Raw genomic sequence first — 23,041 nt, forward strand, 5'->3', positions numbered from 1 at the left:
CCTGGTCGTGGACGCAATACCAATGAGAGACCCAGAATTCTGGATAGACCAACCACCACCAAGGAAAGACCCAGAACTGGGCATTGGGACCAGGGTAGCATGGCAAACACCAATACACAGGGAAGCCGTGAGGAAGGCACTACAGGAATTGACATGAACACAAAAACCATCAAGAAGTCAATGCCAAAGCTGACAATGAAGAAACGCATTAACGCCAGGCTACTTGAGACCTTCCCAGCCGTTATACCCTTAACGATGACCTCGCCAGGAATACGGCGGATAAGGCTTATCAAACCTGGAAGGAGATTTTAACGACACCGTGATGGCTCAGGTAGTGACAGTAAGCACCGGGGATGCATGGGCAAGTAACGCGCCGTTTAGCATCGCAACCAACTCCGGGCCGCAAGCGCCCACGCTGGTAATAAGTAGGGCATACTACGATGCCTCCGTCGAAGTAGTATCCATCAGGTTCAGGGACAGCGAGGTTAAGTACGTCATCGAGGGCACTGGGAACTTCGCAATATTCGCCGACGAACACGGCATATGGGGCATCGACCTAGAAGTCAAGAGGTGGGTAAACAACCAGGGAGAGGTCATTGACGTGTTCAGGAGAATCAAAGTGGATGTTTATGGTAACACCACTTAACGTAGAAATCCTAAGCAGCCAACCAGGCATAATCGAGGTCGAGGATCACATAACCATTAAATACAGGATAATCAGCGTCAAAGCCGCCAAGGTCGGCGAGGGATACGGAATAACAGCCACCATCGACATAGAGGCCAGATTTAACAAACAGCCACAACAGGTAATCGGCCCATGCAGCGCCAACGCACCATACAGACCCACCCCATTTAGGCTGGTTGAATTAGCCCACGCAGTGGTTAAGGTCGACGGGAGGGTGTTCGAGGTCTATGCCGAACCCATAGCAGTAGCGGTTGCTGACGGCTTCATAACAACCACGGGCGAGCCATGCGTAGCCATACACACGGCAATAGGCTGGACTGCCAAATAACATACTCAACACACGCCATAATCAAGCACAGAACAGACGTGACAAGGTACACCGGGCCAGAAACACTCAACACCATAGCAAGCAAAGCACACGCAATATACGAACACGGCACACCAGACGAAGTACCAGACAGACCTAAAGGCATCGAAATCGAGAGGAGGAGGGCAATCGTCAAGTACAGGTGCAAGACATTAAAAGTCGTAATAGTCAAAACCATCAAATGCCTAACAATAGTCACAGTATTCCCAGACCCAGGGAAAAGACCAGACTAGAACTACGAGAATAATCCACGTCGCACCAAGACACCACCTACACATCGGCGGCGTAAAATATGTCGTAAAAAGCATAGCAGAAAGACTCACCAAAATGGGCCACGAAGTAACAGTACTAACCAAAGAACCACTAGTAGAAGCACCACGGGAAGTACTTAGGGACTTCACACTAAAGAGGTTCAATGCTATATACCTGCAGGGTTGGTTAATTCATAAGAGGCAGGTTTTGGTTTTCTGCGCCGTGCTTAGTGTGGTTGATTTTGTTAGGTGAGGTTTGCGGTGGGTCTTTATGTTTGACGAGGCACAGAGGGCAGGTCAAGAAACTAGTTACTTAAGCCCAGGGAGTTAAGGGCTTTGATGAGTAGTTCCCTGTCCTCGGGGTTGCAGATGATCACTGTGCCCCACACGACCTTGCGGACCTTGATACCGAGCTTGGTGAGCTCGTCCCTGAGGCCCTTAGCTGCCTCCGAGTTGCCTAGGGAAATTAGTAGGCAGGTCTCCGTGTACTCATAGCCCCTACCATTACGGGCCCTGGCCGTGTACACGTGCCACCTCCTGATGCTGTACCTCCTTAGTACGTTAATGACCTCGTCGATGCTGGGCAGTCTCCTCGGCTCGCCGTAAAACCTCTCGTAAAGCCCGAGCATCCTCAGGATTCGCTTCGTGTCCTCGATTGGTACGTAGATCTCGAACTCACCATCACGCCTACTCAGGGTAACGCCGAACCCGGCGGCCCTAAGGTCGTTGAAGATTGCCATGGCCAAGCCCTCGTCACTCGTGGACTTGGCTAGGTACCACCCACGGCCCATGTTGTGCTTCCTAAGGATCAACTCATGACCAAGCACGTTGATGATCGGGTACTTGGCATAGGTGAGGCACGGTGTGGAGTATCTAGCTGCCTCGACCAACTTGGTTACTCGCTCAGTGAGCCCATAGGCAGGCCATGCATTGGCCAAACCAACGATGTCGCCAATCACCAAGGCCTTCACGGGGCACGTCACGTAGTGCTCGCTGTCTCTAGCCGAGGAACCGCCGAAGAAACGACCAGAACAACCATAAACACCGCACAGGAACTCATCCATAAACCTCCTAACAGGCTCATCAACAACAAACGAAAAACCAATATCAAAAGAACCCCTACCAACATGGCCCAAAACCCCGTCACCCGCAAACCAACCAAACAACGAAGCCTTACCCAACAACCCATTAATGGCATAGTAGATAAATCTGACCTGTTTCCTCACCTTGATGCTATCCCAATTATTTAGGGCGTCCTTAAGCCAGTTAATTAGGTAATCAGGTACCTTAGGATTGTTAAGGAGCGCTTGTGCCTTTTCTTTATCTACGATGAACTTGCCTATTTTGTCTCTTAACTTCCCAGTTATTTCTATAATGTGCTTAAATGATATGTTTACTTTGGTCTTACCTTCGCTGACGGTTATGTATATGTAATCCTTAACCCTATCTATATTGAGGTAATTGATTAGGGTTATCAGTAGTGTGGCGGCTAGTCGAGGGTCTGGTGAATTTAGTGCTATGGCATACGTACTACCGAACTTTACGGGGGATACGTCACTGATAAGGAGTCCGGCAAGTATTTGGTCGGCATTATTAATCGTAACGTTAGTCGTGACAAAGGCGTGCAGTGAAAATCCACGTAGGTAATGCATCCTTGTACCTAAAGCGGATTTCTTGGGTTCGACGTTGTTTTCGTTCTTAATCTTATCCCAGTTACTTAGTATTTCCTCTTTGATTTTCGTCAGTGCATTAACTAGTTCTTCAACTGTGACTGTGCCGTTATTACCCAAGTTAAGTGGGTTGTCTTGGAGCATCTCACATCCATATGGTTAAATTATCTTTTTGGTTTATAAGTTACTTTCAGCATTGAGGTAGAATGATGAGTAAAATTTAAATTGAATCATTGTATCATGTCTCTTGGGGATAGGTTACGCCAAGCCACGGCAGCCTTACGAAAGCGGGCAAGGTGAGGAGTCAGACGCCTAGGATTCCGCCTAAGCTAGGAGGAATCTTATTCCTAGGAGGAGGAATAGTCGTAATTATAGGCGTTTGTTGTTTAGGCTTGGTCAGGGTCAGCAGGTTTCGTGATTTGCTTGTTTAAAATCGTTTTCTTCTTCCTTCCTTGTTTTCTTTGTTATTTTATTCGGTTTGGGGCGTAATATATATATATCAGTTGAAATAAGTGAATTATGTATGAGGTCTACAGGCTTTGGTAAGGTGCGTGGGAAGGAGGTTGTTGAGGCTGTGGTTGCAATGTCAATAATGCTGCTTTATGTTTTCGCGGCGCCAGCAGTAGGCATACTTACTGGTGGTATAACTTTGGGGGCGATAGCTGCTGCAGCGACTTTCTCGCTGGTCTTTCAACTGGGATTGCTATCTGGTCGTATTTTGGAACTTGCGCCTACGCAGGATACTTAATATACCACTATGGTTGGAATGCGTTTAATAATCCAGCACCTTGGGTCTGTGGTGCTGTTACTGTAGGAATTGCTTAATGGTGAATTAATGCCTCGATTGGGTCGGTTAAAAATAATTTATCGCTTATTTCTTGGTATCTTGATATTCGTGATCGTATTCCTCTCGCTTATTTATTCAACTCCTTATTTATCTAGCATGAAGTTTCCGCCCATCATAAACTTCATCATAGGTACTACACTTAGTCTCTTGTTTATTGCATACATTGAGCATGAGGTGTATCATAGGGAGTTTAGTTCGGTAAGGGACGCGTTGCTGAGGAGTAGGGCGGTTAATACCATCATGTTATTCTCGGTTTTACTTACTGCTGAGTTATCAACACTAATATTCCTTAGCCTTTATTACTTACGTGGTCTTTCGTTGGGTTTCTTCCTTGGTGTTGTTGCTGCCTATTTCGTGTTGTCGATGTTGGTGAATGATGCCCTGATCTACGTATACGTCAGGGGCTTTGGTTCTCGTGTTGGTAGATACATTGTTGTTCGATTGATAAGTGACGGTAAGTATAATGGTTTTACGATGAGTACGTTATACCATGACTTCATAATTGTCATGCATCCCGAGCGGTACGATGGAGGTGTTGTTGACCTTATTAATGCCCATGAGGGCTGCCATGCCATGTATAAGCATGCCCTGGTTCTCGGTGCCGTCCTGTTCCTTGGGGTTTCGTTGTTGGTTTACTTTGGTGTGCGTGGTTATTCGATGGTTTGGACTGGGGTGCCTCTTTTGGCTGTGTTGCTTCTTGTGTTGGCTAGGTCCCTTGAGTTGCATGCTGATAGGGCTGCCTACGATAGGTTGGGTCCTAGGTCCCTGGATTACTTCAGGATGGTGCTTGGGTCGCTTTTTGGTGTTGATGATGCTAGGAGGGCGCCGATTAGGTCGAGGGTTACGCACCCGGGTAGGAGGGATTTGGTGTTGTTGAGGGGTGATGTGATTGGTGCCTATGCGCCCTGGGAGTTCCCGCTACTTGCGTCCTTGTTTGCTGGTTTCCTCGTGGTTGTCCCTGCGTATGATTTGCCTGGTGCTTATCTTAGGTTGGCGTTGCTTATTTACGTGGGGGTCGTCATTGGTTCATTCTTACTAACCATATTGCTCGGTGTCGTTTTTAGGCCTGTTGTTAGGTTGTTTAGTGGGGACTTGGGTGATGAATCTGTCGTGAATCTCTCCATGATGGGTGCATCGGTATTTACAGCGGTTTTTGCTGCATCTCCCGCCCTATACTTAGTTTATCATGTGTGGCTTTACTCAAATATTACGGCCGCATTAGTTTCGTTTTTGCTTTTGTCGTTGGTTTCTTGGCTTGTCCTGCGTAGTGTTGGTCGTGCCTTTGTGGTTGCCGTTGTCCTCACGGTGGTATTTATTGCCCTGAATTTCCTGCTATATTCAATGCTGTCCCTTGCCCATGCCCTTTATGTGCATGTGTTGTTTAGGGGTGGTTCGTATTAGGGGCGTTTACGCTGTTTTGGGCGGTGAAGCTATTATGTGGGTTGGTGTTGTGGGTGGTGTTTTGCTGGGTTACGTCTTTTCTCATGCGTGTGTTTACATGCCGTGTATGACGTGTCGCCGCTGGGCTTACTCTTAATAATTATTATTAGGAATGCGTCTTTTGCGTTGGTGGTCTTCCTAGTTAGTTATTCGTTGTTCATTGCCTATTTCGTGTTGTTTGTTGAGGGTTTGTATGTTGGGTTCTCCGTGTCCTTCACTGTGAGGAGTCTCATGGCCTTAATACTCCTGCTTCCACACGGAGTTATTGAGTTACTCGGTTACTCGTTGTTTGCGTTGGCTGGTGTTAAGTACCACAGCGGTGACGTGGGTTATTTGAGGCTTCTCGTCCTTGGGATTGCCGCGATTGTGGTTGCTGCGTTCGTAGAGGCCTTCATATCGCCGTCAGTAGCAAGGTATCTGTTCGGTAGGGCTCTATGCGGTGTCGTTATTTAGCCTTGGTGCTTTGTTGTTTTAGTTTTGGTGAGTGATTATGTCGTGTGATTAGCCCGTAAAGGTTTGTGGTGTTGTTTTGTAGGTGGTGCAGTGGCTTAGTGCGCACTGTGTGTAGATGATTGTGTTGTTGCCTGTGTAGTCCATGTATAGGCTTGGTCCTAGGTCCCCGCTTATCTCTGACCACGTGAACCTTGTGGTCCTGGTTATTACCTCGCCGTTAACTGCATTAACTATTATTATTACCTCGGGTAGCATACGTAACCACTCGCCGTATAGGTTAGTGCGAAGGGGCTTGCCAGGATTAGGAAGTAATTGCCCAGTAGGTGTATTGCGCCGGCGCTGAAGGAGTGAATCTCCACGGCATAGCCCGGCGCGCACCAGGGTGGTTTGTAGCTCCATATGGCCTTCCTCACGAGTACCGTGCCGTTTGGGACCACCGTGTCCATGATGAGCGTGTTATTGCTCATCATTAGTATTATGGCTTTGTCTCCGTAGGTTGTTACCGAGGTTAGGTAGCCCGTTATTGGTATTGACCAGGTCTCGTTGGTCACTATGTTCGTGCCACATATGCGAGATCCGCATAGATAGATCACGGTGTTGTTTATCATGCCGTAAACCCTGGCGATGCTTGGTATTGACGTAATGAATGCGCTCCTTAACGTCTCGCCGTTTGTTCTGTTTAGTAGGTATATGTGTATTGCCTTGTTGCATGGTATGGTCATTAGTACGTACTTAGTGCCTTCGTTGATTCCCACATTTCCCGTGGTGTTGTATGGGCCGCATATTTTGGTCAGTGTTTGGTTCCAGACTAAAGTGACGTATGGTGGTGAGTTGCTTAGTTTGTAGTGAATCACGGTCATGTTGTTGGTTGATGGTGGGAATATCAGTACGTACATGTGGTCATTAAGTGCGTTGACTATGACGCTATAGTATGGTGTGGTGGTGATTATTGTGGAGTTTATTATATCGCCAGTTAATACGTTTATCATGGTCGCATTCACGATCGTTGATAATACGAAACGTTTAATCGAGTTGGAGTAGTAGTTGTATTGATTATATGTTATGAGGAATAGATCATTATTAACCAGGGAGAAGGCGATTAATGGCTGTCCAAGGTTATCTACGTTTACCGTCCATAATACCTTACCATTGATCGTATTGACGCCCTTAATGGTTATCCTAGTAATTAATACGTGGAGTGATGGTAGTACGTACTCCCTATATAGGATTGCCTCATTATTTCTCACGGCGACTAACTGGTATGGGCCTATACTCAGTGTTCCCGTGTATGGGAGTGGGCTGCCGAGTATGTACGTGTACGTTAGATAGCCGTCGAGTATTGCCAGTGCTATTATGGCGATTAGTAGTGCATTACGGGTTAATCGCCTACCCATTAGTAATTACCCTTCTGATGTAGTTTCCTATAAAGTATTGCTAATGCAATTAGTAATGCAGTTGTTGTGAGTGCTGGGTATGGCGTATCGTTTATTGTGTAATACCACCATTCGTTGGTTATGGCCTTGGGTGTTGTTAAGTAGTACGTGTATTGGTGGGTGAATGTGCGTGAGTTTAGGGCGTTGTTTACTGAGTATATTACGTAGTCGTTACTTACGTAGTTAATGTCTAGCGCCTGCCAGAGGTTGTTGAATGAGTATGGGTATGCGTTTAGGTACGCGATCCAGGCGGACTTTGTGACGCTTACTACCACGTGGCCGTTGTTTGGGTTTAGGATGATTATTGATTGGGGCATGCAGCCGAATCCGCCACCGCTTATGTACCAGGTTCCCTCGGGTAGTATGATTACTAATGCGTAGTCACCAATTGGGTATGACTCAGCCGTGAACGTGTACCTGAGCCCTATTGAGCATAGTGTTAGTGGTGCTGTGTATGTCCATAGTTCCCTGCGGAATAGTAGTGTGCCATTGCCTGTGATGCCGTAGGCCCATATTGTGTATCCCGTGGTTGTTAGTACCAGGGCCTCGTCCTCACTAATTGTTACTGATGCTACGTCGCCAATTATTGGTAGCGCCCAGGTTCTATTGTTAATGAGGTTTAACCCGCAAATCCTGCCTCCGCACTGGTAAATCAGGGTGTTTCCGGCGATGCCGTATACGTTCGAACTTACGTTAGCCCTTAGCATTAACTTACCATTGCTTGCATTTAACACGTATGTTAATGGTTTATCGCTGCACGATAATGTTATTAAGACGTAATTACTGAACCTCTTAATCCCAGTCACGACGATTGAGAATGATATGCAGGAGTTAATGACTTCGGTGCGCCAAACCTCAACACCATATGGTTCCTTGCCCAACAACCTGAGGTCAATTATCGTGGTGTTTACCGGCTTTAATGACTTGCTTATTAATGGTATTATCACCACGTAGACATTGTTGCCTATGGCATTTGCGGCCATGTAATACTTGGCAGATGACACCGCCACTAGCACTGTATGGTTGATGATTCTTCCTGTGAGTGCGTTGATCACGGTTAGGTTAGCCACGAATGGTTCCTCCTGACCGCCGTATATACCTCCATAGAGGCTATACGTCATGATGAGTAGTTCATCGTTTATTCGTGTAAAGCGTGCAAGGGTGATGAGGCCTGGTATGTAAATAGTTGCCTTCCAAATACGCCTGCCGTTGGTTGTATTTACCCCCTCAAGGCCTAGTGGAATTAGCGATGTTTTGTAGAGCACTGTCACGTCTTTATTCACGTTGGCTATGCCGTAATCCCCGTAATAGCCGAGTACCCTTACATAGGGTAGTGGTGGTGCCAGTAGGTATGTGTATATTGAGTAGCGTCGATGATTATTAACGCTGCGATAACTATTAGTATTAGTGACTTGGTGTTGATTTGCGTGGTCATTTTAGTTAATTCCTTTTATGTTTATTACTCCTTTTAAGTGTGGTGTTGGTTATTGGTTTGATGGTTGGGTGTGGTGGGTATTGCCAGGGGGTTTTGGGTGTTGTTAGGGATGTTATTACTAATTATTATAAGGATTTTATTTACTTTGCCGTGCTCTTTGGTTCCTTGGTTCGTGGTGTGTTTGGTCCTCGTTCATAATTATTCCCAGGTCTCCCTGGATGTCCTCCGTAGTGTACTGTCTAGGGGTCTCTATAGGGATTTGCTTTGGATTGCCGTTGGGCTTTATGATTATGTCGTTGGTAATGGCGTTGATGCTTGAGTGGCTTGTCTTTGTGGCTCTTGGGTTGCATGGGTTAAATAGCCCTTAGGTGAGTTGCTCTTTGTAATGCCTAGTAGGCTTGGTGTTGGTGTTGATGTTGGGGATTTGGTTGGTAGGGTTAGGGAGGGTGGTGCTTACTTTGGTGTTGAGGAGCTTGGTGGTTTTCCAATAATGTTTAGGGATCGTGGGCGTGAGGTTGAGGTTCTCCTTAGGGAATTGGGTGGTGTTGGTGTTGTGTATGGCCCACTGGGTTGTGGTAAGTCGACATTCCTTAGGAATTTCCTTAGGGCGCTCGGTAGTGTTAGGGATGATGTTGTGGCTATTTACGTGAACCTCGAGGAGAGGGCACTGGCCGATTCGTTGAGGGCCTACGCAATTAACCTGGGGGGTGGTGTCATGAGTGCCTGACCAGGGCGTTTAATAATGATATCATGCCGATACTGAGTGGTACCGAGCCTGGGTTGCTGGTTGGTATTGGTAGGTTCTTTTATGACCTGGTTAATGAGTTGAGGGTTGGGAGGGAGTTGAGGGATAGGTACGTCGTGCTTGCGTTTGATGAGCTTGATAAGCGTTTTAGGACTATGCTTGGTGTTGATTGGGATGTGCAGGTTAGTTATGGTGTTATTGAGGGTGAGGTGTTGGCTTATGCGGGCGCTATTGAGGAGCATTCAAGCGTTATCTACGATAATGTCCGTGGGCTTACTGTGCTCTTTGGGTTTAGTGATAGGGCTGCCGTCGACATCGTTAAGAGGAACGGGCCGAAGGGCGGACTCAGTAGCTTCCTGCTTTGGTACTTGCCCAGGGAGGAGTTCGTGGGTTTGGTCAATGATGTGGTGGGTAGGGTGCCGATGCCTAGGCCTGTTGATCCTGTGGTTCTTTGGGAGTTGTTGGGTGGTAATGTTAGGGAGTTGGCGGTGCTTGTGCTTAAGTATGGGTGGAATGTCAATGGTTGGTTGTCTGGTACGGTGATTAGGAGGGTTAGGGACGTGATCATTCATGAGGCTACGGTTAGGGGTGTTGGCGTTGATTCATTACTGGGTAAGGTGGCTGATCCTGACCCGTTGAGTGCGTACCTGAATCTTGGTGGTGATTACCTGCTTCGTATGAATGTTTTAATTGATATTTACGGTACCACACTGTCGGAGCTGCCCAGGGAGCCCTGGGTTGGTGGTGACTATGCGTATCAATTACCTGCCTATTACTGGGTCTTGAGGGCCATGGTTAATCGGTCCAGGATCGACGTGGACCCTGGTGACGTGATTAACGAGGTCGTGAGGGGTGCCGGGTGATGCGTGGCGTTTAGTCATGCTTCCTCTGGTGTTTCGTACCACCTGACTCTTTCGCCGATTGCTGCCCTCATTTTCCACTTCATGCTCTTTGGTGCCTTGTTCATGGCTTCCCTGATCCTGTTTAGGTTGTTGGTGACCTTTTCCTTGACCTTTCCTGGCAGGTCTATTGTGTTTAGGTAGTTCATTGTCCTCTCTATGTTCACGGTAGTCGTCTTGTAGAGTCCCCAGTCGTCTGACGTTAACTCCACTATCCTGCCTAGGTCTATGGTGTTCATGTCGTCCTTATCCCCAAGCTCGAATTTGTAGAGCATGGCCACTATGTCCTTTAGGTCCTTCTCGTTGATTTCCCAGATTTGGAGCTTGGTCATTAGTAGGTCGCTTGGTGGTATTGTTGGGCTGAATTTCTCGAGCCTGTCCTTGAGCTCGATTACGTGGCTCTCCCTGAAGATGTCCAGGAAGACATCGATCCTCGTGTTTGCTTGAGTATCGAAGAACCTAAGCCTCTCGGCACCGTGGAGTGCGTTGAACCTTACATCGGCCTTTAGGCCGAGTCCCTCGAAGATCCTCGATATCCTTCCTGAGTCCTTCCTATGGGCTGCCACGTCAATGTCCTTGGGCTCGCGTGAGAGTGTTGGGGCCTCGGCGTACACGTCGCGTACCAGGTAGGCTATTGCCACGCCACCGAGTAGTCTGCATGTTACCTTATTGTTGTCGCAGGCGTTGACGAGCAATAAACCTCTCTTGACTTTATCCTCAATAACGCCCTGTGACATTGCATCCCTACTGAATCGTTGATTTATAAAATTTTTATTTCCCCGAAATACCAGCAGTGCGGTTCCTGCTATCGTTATGTTTTACAAAGAAACCATGAGAATTATGAAATATATACTATATTTATGCGGTAGAAGCTTTATTAAGCCGGGGGTATTTATTCATGAATTGGGAGGTTAGGGTGGAGGGTGACGATCAGTCATCTAGTTACGAATCAATAGTGAGCACGGTATATGACGAATTGGCCCCTGTCTATGAAAGGGTTTTCCTCAAGTTCTCCCAGTATTATAGGCATGTGTATAATGAGTTGTATGAGGTCTTTAAGGACTATTTTGATGGGTTTAAAATACATAGTAAGGTTCTCGATTTGGGCAGTGGTACTGGTGTTTGGACGATGCTCCTCAGGAGGCGTGGGTATCACGTGGTTAGTCTCGACATTTCCCGCGCATCGCTTGCTAAGTGCGTTAGGTCGAGGAGGTGTAGTGATCCTGTTCAGGGTGATGCGGTTAGGTTGCCGTTTAAGGATGGTTACTTCGATGCGGTTGTTGCCTATGGCAGTGTTTTTAATCATATAGTGAAGTCTGAGGAGGCGTTTAGGGAGGTTTCCAGGGTTTTGGGGAGTGGTGGTTATTTATTGTTTGATGTTGATAACCTGGTCTGTCCTGACATGGCTTATGAGGCGTTACTCGGCGCTGTGTCTGTGAGGGGTTTCCTCAGGGGGTTGATTAGTGGTAGGGGGCACGTGGGTTATTGGTATAATCAAGGTAGTGAGGCTGTCCCGCTTAGGTTCTTCACAATTAGGGAAATATTGGGTATGTTGAGTAGTTATGGATTTGAGGTTGTGGATCTTAGGGGTATTCACGTGTTGTCGAATATAATCCCATCCAGGATTCACCAATGGGGTGGTGGTAAGATTGCGAGGATGGCGTCGTTATTGTACGTGTTCGATGATGTGTTGGGCAGGCATATACCGTTTAAGTACGTAGCCACCACATTCCTAATCATTAGTAGGAAGTTGAATTAACACCTACCATACTGGACCTCCCAACCACACCACCTTAGTTAATAATGCATGTGAATAGCTTCAGTTTGAAATAATAATAAGGTATGTAATCAATCATGCAGGTAGGAATGTTGGGTTCTTATCGGTTGCGGGCTTTATCGATTCGTCACTCAGTACGGCCCTTATGTGCTTTGGCAGTATGAACATAGCCCTGTGCATGTCGCCTCGTAGAACCTAAGCCCACCGCCTATCCTCTCCCTAATCCTGCTATTAACCTCGTCAGGCGTTAAAGCCGTTGGGTCGTACCTCTTGGACCCGATCACGAAGCCCCAGGTACTATCAAAGGAGTGCATGTATACCTGGTAGGCCCTGGTTATTGGGAATACTGAGGCAATGGTTCTGTAAATCGTTGCGAATGTCCTGAGGGAGTATGATGTTGATGTTGCCTGGGTCACCATTATACCATCATCACTAAGCCTATCCCTAACAATGCTGTAGAACTCAACAGTGTACAGTAGGTATGATGGACCGCCCTCGAGTGGGTCGGTCAGGTCTAGTATTATTACGTCGTACTTATCCCTCGACTCCTCAAGGAACTTCCTACCATCCTGAAGCACGAGCCTAAGCCTTGGGTTGTTGAATGCGCCCTGGCTCATTTCAGGGAGGTACTCCTTAACGAGCCTAATCACCTCATCATCAATATCAACCATCACCACCTCCTCAACACTCTTATGCCTAAGCACCTCCCTAGCCGTTGCACCCTCACCACCGCCTAGGATCAACACCCTCCTCGGGTTTGGGTGCGTGATCATTGCTGGGTGAACCAGTGATTCGTGGTAAACAAACTCATCATACAACGAGCTCTGTATCTTGCCATCGAGCACCAACGCCTTACCCAAGTCCTCAAACTCGACAATGGCGACACGCTGGTACTTAGTAACGCCACTGTAAAGAACCCTCCTAATACCCCTAACGTGGTAACTAAATGGCGTATTAAACTCGATGAACCACGTACCCTCCTTACTCATCCTTTCAAGCTCATCACGTGAGTAGAGCCCCTCGACTTTTAAGCATTATTTAACGACACGGCGCTAATTGCGCTGGTAGGTATTTAAACCTGGGGCACTACAAGTTCACTTGGGGTGCCCCAAGTAATGCTATTCGACATAAGGCCAAAGACGAGGAGGGAGGAGTTGTATGATTTCGATAGGGAGCTTGAGGAGCTCACTAAGGGCATTAAGCTTAACCCATTGACCATCGTGATAGGCATTAGGAGGTCCGGGAAAACGTCACTATTAAGGGTCGCCCTGAACGAAATTGGCTATCCCTACATTTACGTGGATCCCAGGTTCTCAGAGGCACCCACGTATAGGGACTTCGCATACATTCTCAGGGATTCGCTCGAGGACTTCCTGGGTAGGTATGGTGATTTACGTGAGAGGATTATTAAGTTCCTGAGAAGTGTTAGGGGTGTTTCGATAAGTACGCCGGGCTTCTCGGTGGAGGTTAGTTGGAGAGGTAGTGAGAGGTTGGAGCTTGGAGAGTTGTTGGTGGCGTTGAATAGTCTGGGCGGGATCTCGGTAAGCCCATTGTCATAGCAGTTGATGAGGCCCAGGAACTATCCAAAATAACCTGGATATCCTTTACGAGAATATTCGCCTTCGCATACGATAATCTAAGGAACCTTAGGATAGTCCTGACTGGGTCTGAAGTCGGTGTTTTATTCAAATTCCTGGGACTGGAGAACCCGGATTCACCGCTCTATGGGAGGTACGTGCATGTGGTTAGGGCCAGGAGGTTGACTAGGGAGGAGTCCGTGGACTTCCTCGAGAGGGGCTTCTCCGAGCTTGGGATTAGGGTTCCGAGGAGTATTATCGAGACTGCCGTGGAGGAGTTGGACGGGGTTATTGGTTGGTTAACGCTCTTTGGTTACACGTGCTACCTAAACCCAAATGCCTGTACGGAGAATATTGATAAGGTCCTTGAGCAGGCGGTTAGGATTGGTAGGGAGGAGCTTGAGAGGTTCCTATCCATGAGCAGGAGTAGTAGGTATAGGTCGTTGTTGAGGATACTGACCACGGAGAGGAGGTGGAGTGAGATAAAGAGGATGCTTGAGATGGATGAGGGTAGGACCATAAATGATAGAACACTCTATGAACACCTAAGGAGGTTGATTGAACTCTCCATAGTTGAGAAGAGGGATGATACGTACGTCATATCCGACCCAGTATTACGAAGAGCTGCAATGCTCCTATGAACTAAGTCATTCAACATTGATTCATGAATATAGTAAAGCTAATTTGGTGCGGGGGGTGGGATTTGAACCCACGCAGGCCTTCGCCAGCGGATGTCTTATCTCGCGATCTTAAGTCCGCCCCCTTTGACCAGGCTCGGGCACCCCCGCAGGATTAATTATTTTTCACGGTCTTTTAACTTTTTCGTTTCGATCCTCACTGCTTTTTACTGCGTTTTCGTGGATATTCTCATTTATTTATTTCCATATGTTCTTGTTCAAGTATAGTTTGTCAAGGGATTAGGCAAAAATGCATTTTTATAAAGGTATAAATTTTCGAGGCTTCATACCTGCTTGGCTATGAATAAGGTTGTGGACGTTAACAAGGCATTGGACGTTATTAAGGATGGCGATGTCATCGCAGTTTCTGGATTCAACATGGCCACAACCCCTGAGTACCTACTGCTCAAGCTCTATGAGAGATATAGGGATACGGGTCACCCACGTAATTTATTCATAGTCACTGACTCATTACCTGCCGCTAGGGAACGCGCACTCGACTTAATCGCCGAGCGTATGATTAAGGATAATGATTTCGACTTTATCAGGGGCTTCATGATTACATTCTTTGGTGTCGCCCCGTCACTGCAGAGGCTTGTTATTGAGAATAGGGTTGAGGCCTACTCATTCCCAATCGGTGTTGCGACTAGGTGGTTTAGGGGTGTGGCTTCAGGAACACCGGCAATCACAAAGGTGGGCCTTGGGACGTTCCTTGACCCTAGGCAGGACGGTATTTACATGAATGAGTTGGCGAGGGAGAGGAGGACTTGTAGGGTTGAGTTGGTCAGTATTGGTGGCGAGGAGTACCTGCTCTATGACTGCCCAAAGCCGCGTGTCGGCTTTATCAGGGGTAGTACGGCTGATGAGTTTGGAAACCTGACAATGACTGATGAGGCAATTTACGGGTCTGTATTGGCAATAACCCAGGCCGTTAAGGCTCAGCCGAACCCCGGCATTGTGATTGCCAGGTGCTTTACGTGAGTAGGTTTGTTAATCCTAGGGACGTCCATGTGCCGGGTCCACTAATTGATTACGTGGTAACCTCACCACCTGAGCACCACACGCAATCAGCTAGTATTGACTATGACCCTAGTGTCTGCGGTCGCGTAGTACTGAGTAATGCATGCCTGCCCAATGATGATAAGCCCGGCTTTGAGTATGTGATTGCTAGGAGGGTTGTACTTGAATTCGCGAGGCTCATAGAGAGGTTGGGTAGCCAATAGCCGTGAACCTCGCATCGGGATACCCGCCCTGGCCGCTAGGATAATAAGGAGTGAGGGAGTTGAGGATTACATAGTTACGACCGTCGAGTCGGGTCCTTGGGGTGGTATTGCACTTAGCGATGACGATTTTGGTGTTGCAATATCACCAAAGGCTATAGTGCCAATGCCTGATCAATTCATAATGTATGAGGGTGGCGCAATAGATGCAGCATCACTTGGCTTCATGCAGATTGGGCCTAGTGGTGATGTTAACCCAAGCTTCCTGCCTGAAAGGGTTACGGGGCCAGGCGGATTCCCAGTAATCGCTCATGGGTCACCGAGGCTTTACTTCGCAGGAGCTTTTACGGCAGGTAAGAGGGACATTGCGGTGATTAATGGTAAACTCGCCATAATTAGGGATGGGCCAATAATTAAGTTCGTGAGGAAGCCCTACAAGGTTGGCTTCAATGCGGAGCTCGGCCTTAAGATGGGTAAGGAGGTTCTCTACATAACTGAGAGGGCCGTGTTTAGGTTAACGAGTGAAGGCCTTGTCTTTGAGGAATACGCACCTGGAGTTGACATTGAGAAGGACATATTGGCTAAGATGGAGTTTAAGCCAGTAATTTCAAGGCATCTACAGCCGATGGATGATGTAGTGTTTAGGGATGGGCCTATGGGTTTGCTTGGTATTGTTGAGAAGGCTGTTAGGCGTTGATTGTGGCGTAGCCCATTATCCTTGGTTTCCTGGGCTTGGCGTTCACATTTATTATCAATGCCCTGCCATTGACGACCGGTAGCTCCCTGGTTAGGACAATGTAATTGTCCTCGATTTTGCCCATGACCTTGATGCCATTGAAAATCACGTGGACCTCCCTGGCATCATCACTCCACTTAAACCTTGTGAACCCATTGATTGAGCCCGTGAATTTGGTTCCTGGCTTAACAAGGGTTTGGATGCCCTCGATGTCCTCAAGCCTAACATTCCTAAGTGCAAGCCCAACCTTGTGCCTGGCATTACCGAGTCCTGGTCCTCATCAAGGACTTGAATACTCCTGACCTCAACCTCCAGGTTCATTGGGTAGGCAATGAACTTATCATGCACGGAGACCTGGGTCAATGCGTAACCGAGAACCACCACGCCGACTCCCCTGACATTAAACGCCCTGTCAACATAGACAAGGCCCCTATCGCTGACGTCCACGTCAAACTCCCTAAACTCATCAACGAACTTCGAAATACCCAACTCGCCGAAGTACTTCCTAAACGTGTTGGCATCATCGGCAAGCACTATGCCGGGTATCCCAGCGGCCTCGAGCATTAACGCCTTCTCGCCGTCAAGCCAGGTAACTTCATTATTGACCTTGAAGTAGAATGAGCTCGATATTGATATGGCTATAGCCTCGTCAAGCACACTATTTGAGTCTGGGATTAATATGCTGCGAACTAGCTCACCAATCTTCCTGTAGTAAACTCGCTCCTCACCCCTGTCCTTCTTGCCAAGCATTGATGCTATTTTTAGGGCTTCCTGTTCATTAGTTGATAATACGGTCACAATGCTTCCACGTAGCACGGTGGCTGATGGCTTAATACTGCTTTTAAATCTATCGTATTAATTAGGTAAAATTGTCATGGGGGCAGGATGCTAATGATGTCGCTGGCTATCTCGGTAAGCCCAAGCTCCTCGACCGTTTTCCTCCTCGGGTAGCCAGTGCTTGGGTCCCAACCAAGGGTTTCCCAGTACTGCTCCCTCATCCTCTCCACATCCTCCTCGGTCAACTTAACACCTGCCAATGGTCCCTCTGGGAATGGTTCGAGAACTCTCTTAGGTAGTTTCCAGTCCTTCTTTGGGTTTATGCCTTCCCTAACATTGAATAATTGCCTAAGCGTGTGGATCCTATGACCAACCTTGAGCAGCTCCTGCTGTGTGTACTTCATGCCCGTTACGGCGTAGATCAGGTCTATGTACGGCAGGGTCCTATAGATGACCTGCGAGGCGAATTGGCAGAAGCCTATGGAGTTCTCCACCTGCGTCGTCATGGCTATTATGGCTGCCTTACGACCCTTATCACCATAGTCATACTTAGGCGATGCCCCAAGGTCCATGCCTATGTCGAAGGGCGTCCAAAGTCTCTTACCGCCCTCACCCCACCAGTGGACGCCACCTGCGGTGTGTCTACCAGGCGTTGGGTCTGCCGTGTATGTAATGGCGAGGCCAGGCAGGAACTGCGGGTGGTGCGCAGGTAATTCCTGACCGCCAACGTGCATTGCGTACTGCTCGGTGCCCCTGCCAATTATCTCGGCGGCCTTCTTAACTCCCTGGCCGAGCACCTTACCAATGCCCTCTGCCTTACCGATTAACTCAACGAGCTTAACAACAGCGTCTGGGTCGCCCCACTTCAGCGGGAATCCTACGTCCTTCTCTGTGAGTATTCCCTTCTCATAGAGTTCAAAGGCGAAGCCAACCGCATTGGCTGTGGATATTGTGTCCAACCCATATAAATTACATAACTCACCTGCGTATACGACGGAGTCCTGATCCGCATTTAATAGGGCTGGCCCGAAGAGTGAGGCGGTCTCATACTCAAGCCTATGCCCTATGTCAACGAGGCCATACCTGGTGTTTCTCCTAATCCAGGCGCCGCAGGACACTGGGCAGCTGGCGCAGCCGTAGGGCTTGACGTTGTCCTTAATAACCGTGTTTGTGCCGAACTTCTCCAGGTTCTTTGTGCCGTAGTCCCTAACGCCGATACCAGCCCAATTCTTAATTGGTGTGTCGCCGGAGAGTACGCTCGTGTCTAGCGTGGATATTGTCCCGTACTTATGCCAAATCTCGTAGGCCCTAGCCTCGTTGTCCTCAGGGCATCGAGCATCTCCTTAATCTTCTGCCTGAGTAGGTCCCTGTCATGTATCTCGGGTTTCTTATCGCCAACGGCTACTATTGCTTTCAACTTTTTACTACCCATGACAGCGCCAAGTCCGGACCTACCATAGGCCCTACCGTACTCATTAATGATCGCCGCAATCAACTGAAGTCTCTCGCCAGCCGGTCCAATACTGACAACCTGGGCACCTTATACCTACGCCTTAACTCATCCTCGGTCTCCCTCGTGGTCTTACCCCATAGGTCTGTGGCGCTCTCGATGTGTATGTCACCATTATCAATGAGTATGTAGACAGGCTTCTCGCAACGCCGGTGACGAATATGGCGTCTAAGCCAGCCTCCAACAACTTGGGCCCAAACCTACCACCCGCATTACTATCACCCCAACCGCCAGTCAGTGGTGACTTGCCCACGGCCATGGACCTACCAGTCATTGGAATACCACTGGCGTTTAATAGACCCGATATTATGCCAAGGATGTTGTCAGGGCCAGTGGATCAGCCTTAGGCTTTATATGCGTATAGAGGAACCAGACGCCGAGACCATAACCGCCAAGGAAGTTTCTATAAACCTCATCTGGGACCTGTATTTTCCTGATTTCACCTGTTGAGAGGTTGACGAAGCCTATAACTCCATTAACACCCTTAATTGTCACAGTAGGAGCATTGGTTATGCATTCTTTAAAGTTAAACCCGGAGGTTTATAGACATTAAGACGTGGTTACGTTATACTAAGGAGTATTGGTAATCCTCTGCACGCCCTCACTCTTGTGTAATTGCTCAAATAGGTATGATGACACCCACAGCATTGCGCCGGCGATCATGTAACTACCGCCAATACCCACCGCACTCGCCAGGTAACCCGACGCTAGCGACCCCGTCAAATACGCAGAGCCGGTAATGAAGTTATACGCGCCAAGGCCCCTACCCTCCTCACCCTTACCAAGTCTCTCAAAGACCATAACGCTTGATGCGGTGTAGAACGTCGAGAAGGCAATGCCTGCGGCCAGTGGGTATAGCGTTAACCCGGTAATAATCATGGCCTCGGGAGTTATTGATGATAAGCCGATCAGGAAGTAAGACAATCCCCTCAGCACTAATGTGCGTGATGAGGCCCTAGCATTGCCGCCGAGTACCCTTATCATGCGTGGGGTTATCATGAAGCCGATTATTTGAACACCCATGCCCACGGATATTATGGTCATGACCCAGGTCCTCGATAAACCACCAACCCTCAGGCCATAGGGGTAGAGCGTGTTGAATATACCTGATGATACGTAGAAGATGATGAGTGCTGAGTAAAGGGTGACTAACTCACCGACATTAGTACCAACACCACGGGCTCGCTTACCGATCAGTCTCTTAACCGTTGTTGAGCCATTGCCGTTGGTTACCCGTGGAATAGAGAATAAGGACCAGGCAAAGGAGATTATTGGCAGTAAGCCCATAATGAATAATATGTGCTCAGTGCTCATGAAGCTGGATAATACGGCGGCTGAGACATCGCCTATTAAGTAACCTAGTGAGCTGGCGAAGTTAAGTACCGAGTATGACTCGTTCAAGTCATGCTTATCGGAGGACTTGACGAGTATGAAGCTTGTGGAGACACCGATGGCGGATGAGAATAGGGAAGCGGCGGCGTAGTAAAGGACTATCTGCGGTATGCCGGGTGCGTATGACAATGCCAGGATGAAGAGTGCCGTTCCGAGGAAGCCCAGGGAAAGGACTTCCCTGCTTCCATACCTATCGAGGAGGAATCCCCACAGTAATGGGGCGATTATGCCGACTGCTGAACCGGCGCCAATGGCGTAGCTAACATCCACGGCGCTACCCCTTAGCGAGGCAATCTCAAGAGTAATTAAGGTACTTAGGGGACCAATGGCGACACTATATGGAAGTAACGACAATACCCACCTATTGCTCCGCTTATCAATGATGCCCATACCGCAACCAAACTAATAAGGAGTCCATTTAAAACATACTACACGAGAACAATTAAAAATGGAGAAGAAGACTCATCGAACCTTTTGATCATTCATGCGTGGCACTATGCCCTACTAAATCGTTATTGGGCCCTCCCTACTGAACCTATTCTCATTAACGAGCCTTACATGCTCCTCAACACGCCTGTTAAAATCGTGCGGCCTCTCAATGTAGATTGCATGGCCAGTGTTGTTAAAGATTATGTACCTGGACAACCTAATACCATTAAATAATTCCTCACTACCTTTAATGGAGACCAGCCTATCCGCGTTGCCGTGCATTATCGTTGTTGGTACATTAATACTACCCAGCTTATCGACGTAATTCGTCACCAGTATAACGGATAACTGACCAAGGTATGCATGTAGTGGCATCCTCAGGTTGTACCTAAGCCTTACGAAGTTCTCGAAGGCGTCTGGGTTCCTCTTAACCCACTGCTCACTAAATGCCAGCTCTATCTGTGACTTGAAGAAGCCGTAATCATCATATTGATTCTTAAGTAGTGATAGGAATTCAGTGCCTATGCTCGCGGATATTATGGGCCTGGGCATTGTTGATACGAGTATTAATGACTTAACTAAGTCTCCGTACTTAAGCACGAAGCCCTGGGTTATCATACCACCCATTGAGAAGCCGAGAAGGTGGAAGCTCCTCAGGTTTAGTGCACTAACAACGCTGTATACGTCATCAATTATTCTATCCATGGAGTAGGAGTTGGTGGGCTTATCGGATAAGCCGACACCCCTATTATCAATTAGCACGAGCCTAAACCTGTATGCCAGCTCCCACTGGAAGTGCCAGGTGGTTAGGTCCCAGCTGAAGCCCTGTATCAATACGAGCGGTTCACCACTACCGACAACCTCATAGTAAATCCTAGTGCCGTCCCTAGACACTGCAAATGGCATTGTTAAGTAGTAATTAACTGGTTAATTAGCGTACTTTTGATAGTGACTATATAACACTATATATTGGTTTATTATCAATTGGTCATACGCATTAACAATTAGGAAGTACGCGTATTATGGGACATGCGCACCCTTACTCACACTCTCTTCATACACGTACCTACCGCCCCTCATGTATGATAGCACGGCTCCTATGAGAACGAAGGCTATGGATATGTATAGTGAGAACCTGAGCCCTATCATGAATGGTGGGCCTAGAACGCTTGGCAGGAATGTATTGCTATCAAGTAGCTTCACCACGTTTGTCGGTAGGTTATTAATTGCGGAGCTCGGAAGTACTGATGCGGGGTCCATTCCGAGGAATGTCGCGAAGAGTAGGCTTGATGCTGGTATATTGGCTAGGGCGTTGGCTACGTCGGTCGGTAGTCCGTAGCTTAGGGCGATATCGTGAATCCTAATCGGCACGTATTGGGAGAATACGCTCATGGCTATTGTGAAGAACATAGCCATACTTATCGTGGAACCAACATTACTCAAGGTCTGCCTCATGCCATTACCGGCCCCTCTGTCTCTCGGTGGTAATGCATTCATGATTGATGTCGTGTTTGGTGAGGCGAATAGTCCATTACCAATGCCGTTGAGGAATAGTATTGACTCAAACTCAACCAGGTTGAAGTTATAGGGTAGGAGTGTGAGTAGGTAGAGTGATACGGCTATTATGGCCATGCCCACGGTCGCAACAATCCTAGCGCCATACCTATCAGTGAGTGAGCCGCCTATTGGCGCCATTATCACGGTACCCACGAGCATCGGTAGCATGTATATGCCCGCCCAAAACGGTGTCTCCGTGTAGCTAAAGCCATGGAGTGGCAGGTATATGCCCTGAAGCCATATTGTTATTAGGAACATTATCGCACCCCTTGCGAGTGATGATAGGAAGAGGGCCATTACACCATATGTGAAGGGCCTAACCCTAAACAGCGACAACTTAAACAAAGGCTCCTCCTGCCTAAGCTCAATCGGTATGAATGCGATGATTAATGCCGTACCGGCTACGAAGGAGGCAATAACCAATGGGTTTGTCCAACCCATTTCCGAGCCTCCATAGGGCATTAGGGCGTAGGTGAAGCCTAGGGTTATTAGGACGAGGCCGAGGGCCAGCGTTAGGTTACCCCAATAATCAATCTTCACCCTCACGCTCCCCCTATCAACCCTCCTCAACTTGAATATGGACCACAGGGCGCCAGCCACTGCGAAGGGCACATTAACTAGGAAGAGTAAGTGCCAGTCGTAGTTCGAGAGTAGACCGCCCAGTATTATTCCGAGGAAGGAGCCGATTATGAATGAGGCTTGGTTAAGGCCGAGTGCCCTGCCCCTCTCGCCTGGTGGGAAGGCGTCGGTAAGTAATGCCGTACTATTAACCATGATGAAACCACCACCAATTGCCTGAATAACCCTAAACACTATCAGGAGCAATGCGCCAAAATTGCCCGAATTGCTCGGTATTAGTGATAGCAGTACTGAGGCTATTGCAAATATTATGAATCCGAGGGTGTAGAGCCTGGTCCTGCCGTACAGGTCAGAGATCCTACCAAAGGTAACGAGGACGCTGGCGAGCACGATGCTATAGCCCATGAGAACCCAAAGCAGGTAATCAAACTCTCCAGGTAGGAATGGGTTAACATTCAATCCCCTAAATATAGTGGGTAATGAGATTAGGACTATATACATGTTGATTGAGGACATGATCACTCCAAGCGTCGTATTAGTCAGCACAACCCACTTATACTCCATTAACGATCAAAACCGTTATCA

The 23,041-nt window shown here is 47.9% G+C and carries 26 protein-coding genes, 1 tRNA gene and 5 pseudogenes; 17 read left to right on the forward strand and 15 right to left on the reverse strand.

Going from position 1 to position 23,041, the window contains the following annotated elements; translation table 11 throughout:
- The 5 genes and pseudogenes from JCM14467_RS18875 to JCM14467_RS18885 all read left to right on the forward strand — a co-directional run.
- Positions 1 to 157 (forward strand): annotated as a pseudogene (locus JCM14467_RS18875) (ATP-binding protein); the annotation flags it as partial.
- Positions 158 to 322: 165 nt separating this feature from the next.
- Positions 323 to 646: a hypothetical protein gene (locus JCM14467_RS13335; protein WP_054850493.1), complete on the forward strand. Its 324-nt coding sequence runs from the start codon at positions 323 to 325 to the stop codon at positions 644 to 646.
- Positions 624 to 1,013 carry a hypothetical protein gene (locus JCM14467_RS13340; RefSeq protein WP_252901702.1) on the forward strand — a complete coding sequence of 130 codons (390 nt, stop codon included), beginning with the start codon at positions 624 to 626 and terminating at the stop codon, positions 1,011 to 1,013. Before JCM14467_RS13335 ends, JCM14467_RS13340 begins: the two co-directional genes overlap by 23 nt.
- A gap of 38 nt (positions 1,014 to 1,051) precedes the next feature.
- A complete protein-coding gene (locus JCM14467_RS18880; RefSeq protein WP_252901703.1) occupies positions 1,052 to 1,285 on the forward strand; it encodes a hypothetical protein in 234 nt (77 codons plus the stop codon).
- 94 nt (positions 1,286 to 1,379) lie between these two features.
- The gene (locus JCM14467_RS18885) at positions 1,380 to 1,556 is read left to right on the forward strand and encodes a hypothetical protein (protein WP_252901704.1); all 177 of its coding nucleotides are present in this window, start codon (positions 1,380 to 1,382) and stop codon (positions 1,554 to 1,556) included.
- A 52-nt stretch (positions 1,557 to 1,608) separates the two neighbouring features.
- On the opposite strand, the gene JCM14467_RS13345 is transcribed toward JCM14467_RS18885, so the two are convergent.
- The gene (locus JCM14467_RS13345; RefSeq protein ID WP_054850495.1) at positions 1,609 to 3,117 is read right to left on the reverse strand and encodes a hypothetical protein; all 1,509 of its coding nucleotides are present in this window, start codon (positions 3,115 to 3,117) and stop codon (positions 1,609 to 1,611) included.
- A 119-nt stretch (positions 3,118 to 3,236) separates the two neighbouring features.
- Between JCM14467_RS13345 and JCM14467_RS18890 the strand changes: the two are divergent.
- From JCM14467_RS18890 to JCM14467_RS13360, 4 genes and pseudogenes are all read left to right on the forward strand, one after another.
- Positions 3,237 to 3,391, forward strand: a pseudogene (locus JCM14467_RS18890) (30S ribosomal protein S30e); the annotation flags it as partial.
- Between the two features lie 105 nt (positions 3,392 to 3,496).
- Complete coding sequence (locus JCM14467_RS13350) at positions 3,497 to 3,721, forward strand: hypothetical protein (RefSeq protein WP_252901705.1); 225 nt, start codon at positions 3,497 to 3,499, stop codon at positions 3,719 to 3,721.
- 195 nt (positions 3,722 to 3,916) lie between these two features.
- The gene (locus JCM14467_RS13355; protein WP_054850497.1) at positions 3,917 to 5,221 is read left to right on the forward strand and encodes a hypothetical protein; all 1,305 of its coding nucleotides are present in this window, start codon (positions 3,917 to 3,919) and stop codon (positions 5,219 to 5,221) included.
- A 111-nt stretch (positions 5,222 to 5,332) separates the two neighbouring features.
- Positions 5,333 to 5,713: a stage II sporulation protein M gene (locus tag JCM14467_RS13360; RefSeq protein WP_444823197.1), complete on the forward strand. Its 381-nt coding sequence runs from the start codon at positions 5,333 to 5,335 to the stop codon at positions 5,711 to 5,713.
- Positions 5,714 to 5,761: 48 nt separating this feature from the next.
- Here the strand turns inward: JCM14467_RS13360 and JCM14467_RS13365 are convergent, their stop codons facing one another.
- From JCM14467_RS13365 to JCM14467_RS13375, 3 genes are read right to left on the reverse strand one after another with little or no spacing between them, the layout of a single operon-like run.
- On the reverse strand, positions 5,762 to 5,968 hold the full coding sequence (locus tag JCM14467_RS13365) for a hypothetical protein (protein WP_054850499.1): 207 nt from the start codon (positions 5,966 to 5,968) through the stop codon (positions 5,762 to 5,764).
- Positions 5,953 to 7,107 carry a hypothetical protein gene (locus JCM14467_RS13370; RefSeq protein ID WP_054850500.1) on the reverse strand — a complete coding sequence of 385 codons (1,155 nt, stop codon included), beginning with the start codon at positions 7,105 to 7,107 and terminating at the stop codon, positions 5,953 to 5,955. The genes JCM14467_RS13365 and JCM14467_RS13370 overlap by 16 nt, the downstream gene beginning before the upstream one ends.
- The gene (locus tag JCM14467_RS13375) at positions 7,107 to 8,429 is read right to left on the reverse strand and encodes a hypothetical protein (protein ID WP_252901707.1); all 1,323 of its coding nucleotides are present in this window, start codon (positions 8,427 to 8,429) and stop codon (positions 7,107 to 7,109) included. Before JCM14467_RS13375 ends, JCM14467_RS13370 begins: the two co-directional genes overlap by 1 nt.
- 194 nt (positions 8,430 to 8,623) lie before the next feature.
- Between JCM14467_RS13375 and JCM14467_RS18895 the strand changes: the two genes are divergently transcribed.
- From JCM14467_RS18895 to JCM14467_RS13390, 4 genes are all read left to right on the forward strand, one after another.
- A complete protein-coding gene (locus JCM14467_RS18895; protein WP_252901708.1) occupies positions 8,624 to 8,779 on the forward strand; it encodes a hypothetical protein in 156 nt (51 codons plus the stop codon).
- Entirely contained in the window at positions 8,763 to 8,900 is a 138-nt protein-coding gene (locus JCM14467_RS18900; protein ID WP_252901709.1) for a hypothetical protein, read from the forward strand. Before JCM14467_RS18895 ends, JCM14467_RS18900 begins: the two co-directional genes overlap by 17 nt.
- A 66-nt stretch (positions 8,901 to 8,966) precedes the next feature.
- The gene (locus JCM14467_RS13385) at positions 8,967 to 9,308 is read left to right on the forward strand and encodes an ATP-binding protein (protein WP_054850503.1); all 342 of its coding nucleotides are present in this window, start codon (positions 8,967 to 8,969) and stop codon (positions 9,306 to 9,308) included.
- A gap of 23 nt (positions 9,309 to 9,331) precedes the next feature.
- The gene (locus JCM14467_RS13390; protein WP_054850504.1) at positions 9,332 to 10,189 is read left to right on the forward strand and encodes a hypothetical protein; all 858 of its coding nucleotides are present in this window, start codon (positions 9,332 to 9,334) and stop codon (positions 10,187 to 10,189) included.
- A 14-nt stretch (positions 10,190 to 10,203) separates the two neighbouring features.
- Here JCM14467_RS13390 and JCM14467_RS13395 read toward each other — a convergent pair whose 3' ends face one another.
- Positions 10,204 to 10,962 carry a hypothetical protein gene (locus tag JCM14467_RS13395; RefSeq protein ID WP_054850505.1) on the reverse strand — a complete coding sequence of 253 codons (759 nt, stop codon included), beginning with the start codon at positions 10,960 to 10,962 and terminating at the stop codon, positions 10,204 to 10,206.
- 161 nt (positions 10,963 to 11,123) lie between these two features.
- Here JCM14467_RS13395 and JCM14467_RS13400 point away from each other — a divergent pair, with 161 nt between their 5' ends.
- Complete coding sequence (locus JCM14467_RS13400; protein ID WP_054850506.1) at positions 11,124 to 11,984, forward strand: class I SAM-dependent methyltransferase; 861 nt, start codon at positions 11,124 to 11,126, stop codon at positions 11,982 to 11,984.
- Between the two features lie 93 nt (positions 11,985 to 12,077).
- Here JCM14467_RS13400 and speE read toward each other — a convergent pair.
- A pseudogene (gene speE, locus JCM14467_RS13405) lies at positions 12,078 to 12,991 on the reverse strand (polyamine aminopropyltransferase).
- A 126-nt stretch (positions 12,992 to 13,117) separates the two neighbouring features.
- Here speE and JCM14467_RS18905 point away from each other — a divergent pair.
- Positions 13,118 to 13,561 (forward strand): ATP-binding protein, encoded by a 444-nt coding sequence (locus tag JCM14467_RS18905; RefSeq protein WP_252901711.1) that lies wholly within the window; start codon positions 13,118 to 13,120, stop codon positions 13,559 to 13,561.
- Between the two features lie 176 nt (positions 13,562 to 13,737).
- On the forward strand, positions 13,738 to 14,220 hold the full coding sequence (locus tag JCM14467_RS18910; protein WP_252901712.1) for a hypothetical protein: 483 nt from the start codon (positions 13,738 to 13,740) through the stop codon (positions 14,218 to 14,220).
- A 44-nt stretch (positions 14,221 to 14,264) separates the two neighbouring features.
- On the opposite strand, the gene JCM14467_RS13415 is transcribed toward JCM14467_RS18910, so the two are convergent.
- A tRNA-Leu gene (locus JCM14467_RS13415) sits at positions 14,265 to 14,367 on the reverse strand.
- 189 nt (positions 14,368 to 14,556) lie between these two features.
- Here JCM14467_RS13415 and JCM14467_RS20565 point away from each other — a divergent pair.
- A pseudogene (locus tag JCM14467_RS20565) lies at positions 14,557 to 16,173 on the forward strand (acyl CoA:acetate/3-ketoacid CoA transferase).
- On the opposite strand, the gene JCM14467_RS18930 reads toward JCM14467_RS20565, so the two are convergent.
- From JCM14467_RS18930 to JCM14467_RS13445, 8 genes and pseudogenes are all read right to left on the reverse strand, one after another.
- On the reverse strand, positions 16,163 to 16,321 hold the full coding sequence (locus tag JCM14467_RS18930) for a hypothetical protein (protein ID WP_252901716.1): 159 nt from the start codon (positions 16,319 to 16,321) through the stop codon (positions 16,163 to 16,165). The pseudogene JCM14467_RS20565 and the gene JCM14467_RS18930 sit on opposite strands and share 11 nt — an antisense overlap.
- Positions 16,318 to 17,028, reverse strand: a complete 711-nt coding sequence (locus tag JCM14467_RS13425) for a translation elongation factor (protein WP_252901717.1) — start codon at positions 17,026 to 17,028, stop codon at positions 16,318 to 16,320. Before JCM14467_RS13425 ends, JCM14467_RS18930 begins: the two co-directional genes overlap by 4 nt.
- A 56-nt stretch (positions 17,029 to 17,084) precedes the next feature.
- Positions 17,085 to 18,287 carry an aldehyde ferredoxin oxidoreductase C-terminal domain-containing protein gene (locus JCM14467_RS18935; protein WP_342765557.1) on the reverse strand — a complete coding sequence of 401 codons (1,203 nt, stop codon included), beginning with the start codon at positions 18,285 to 18,287 and terminating at the stop codon, positions 17,085 to 17,087.
- Positions 18,254 to 18,484, reverse strand: coding sequence for an aldehyde ferredoxin oxidoreductase N-terminal domain-containing protein (locus JCM14467_RS18940; RefSeq protein ID WP_252901718.1), 231 nt, complete (start codon positions 18,482 to 18,484; stop codon positions 18,254 to 18,256). The genes JCM14467_RS18935 and JCM14467_RS18940 overlap by 34 nt, the downstream gene beginning before the upstream one ends.
- Positions 18,481 to 18,994 (reverse strand): annotated as a pseudogene (locus JCM14467_RS20570) (aldehyde ferredoxin oxidoreductase N-terminal domain-containing protein). The gene JCM14467_RS18940 and the pseudogene JCM14467_RS20570 overlap by 4 nt, the downstream one beginning before the upstream one ends.
- A 75-nt stretch (positions 18,995 to 19,069) precedes the next feature.
- Positions 19,070 to 20,281 carry an MFS transporter gene (locus JCM14467_RS13435; protein ID WP_054850507.1) on the reverse strand — a complete coding sequence of 404 codons (1,212 nt, stop codon included), beginning with the start codon at positions 20,279 to 20,281 and terminating at the stop codon, positions 19,070 to 19,072.
- 114 nt (positions 20,282 to 20,395) lie between these two features.
- Positions 20,396 to 21,214 carry an alpha/beta fold hydrolase gene (locus JCM14467_RS13440; RefSeq protein ID WP_054850508.1) on the reverse strand — a complete coding sequence of 273 codons (819 nt, stop codon included), beginning with the start codon at positions 21,212 to 21,214 and terminating at the stop codon, positions 20,396 to 20,398.
- A gap of 126 nt (positions 21,215 to 21,340) precedes the next feature.
- Positions 21,341 to 23,020 carry an MFS transporter gene (locus JCM14467_RS13445; RefSeq protein ID WP_054850509.1) on the reverse strand — a complete coding sequence of 560 codons (1,680 nt, stop codon included), beginning with the start codon at positions 23,018 to 23,020 and terminating at the stop codon, positions 21,341 to 21,343.
- Positions 23,021 to 23,041: the final 21 nt, after the last annotated feature.

It is taken from the genome of Vulcanisaeta sp. JCM 14467, assembly GCF_001316245.1.
In the GTDB taxonomy this organism is placed as follows: domain Archaea; phylum Thermoproteota; class Thermoprotei; order Thermoproteales; family Thermocladiaceae; genus Vulcanisaeta.

Coding starts and splice junctions, on each gene's coding strand:
- JCM14467_RS13335 (WP_054850493.1), top strand. CDS start 323: ATGGCTCAGGTAGTGACAGTAAGCACCGGGGATGCATGGGCAAGTAAC.
- JCM14467_RS13340 (WP_252901702.1), top strand. CDS start 624: ATGTTTATGGTAACACCACTTAACGTAGAAATCCTAAGCAGCCAACCA.
- JCM14467_RS18885 (WP_252901704.1), top strand. CDS start 1,380: ATGGGCCACGAAGTAACAGTACTAACCAAAGAACCACTAGTAGAAGCA.
- JCM14467_RS13345 (WP_054850495.1), bottom strand. CDS start 3,117: ATGCTCCAAGACAACCCACTTAACTTGGGTAATAACGGCACAGTCACA.
- JCM14467_RS13350 (WP_252901705.1), top strand. CDS start 3,497: ATGAGGTCTACAGGCTTTGGTAAGGTGCGTGGGAAGGAGGTTGTTGAG.
- JCM14467_RS13355 (WP_054850497.1), top strand. CDS start 3,917: ATGAAGTTTCCGCCCATCATAAACTTCATCATAGGTACTACACTTAGT.
- JCM14467_RS13365 (WP_054850499.1), bottom strand. CDS start 5,968: ATGCTACCCGAGGTAATAATAATAGTTAATGCAGTTAACGGCGAGGTA.
- JCM14467_RS13370 (WP_054850500.1), bottom strand. CDS start 7,107: ATGGGTAGGCGATTAACCCGTAATGCACTACTAATCGCCATAATAGCA.
- JCM14467_RS13385 (WP_054850503.1), top strand. CDS start 8,967: ATGCCTAGTAGGCTTGGTGTTGGTGTTGATGTTGGGGATTTGGTTGGT.
- JCM14467_RS13390 (WP_054850504.1), top strand. CDS start 9,332: ATGCCGATACTGAGTGGTACCGAGCCTGGGTTGCTGGTTGGTATTGGT.
- JCM14467_RS13395 (WP_054850505.1), bottom strand. CDS start 10,962: ATGTCACAGGGCGTTATTGAGGATAAAGTCAAGAGAGGTTTATTGCTC.
- JCM14467_RS13400 (WP_054850506.1), top strand. CDS start 11,124: ATGAATTGGGAGGTTAGGGTGGAGGGTGACGATCAGTCATCTAGTTAC.
- JCM14467_RS18905 (WP_252901711.1), top strand. CDS start 13,118: ATGCTATTCGACATAAGGCCAAAGACGAGGAGGGAGGAGTTGTATGAT.
- JCM14467_RS13435 (WP_054850507.1), bottom strand. CDS start 20,281: ATGGGCATCATTGATAAGCGGAGCAATAGGTGGGTATTGTCGTTACTT.
- JCM14467_RS13445 (WP_054850509.1), bottom strand. CDS start 23,020: ATGGAGTATAAGTGGGTTGTGCTGACTAATACGACGCTTGGAGTGATC.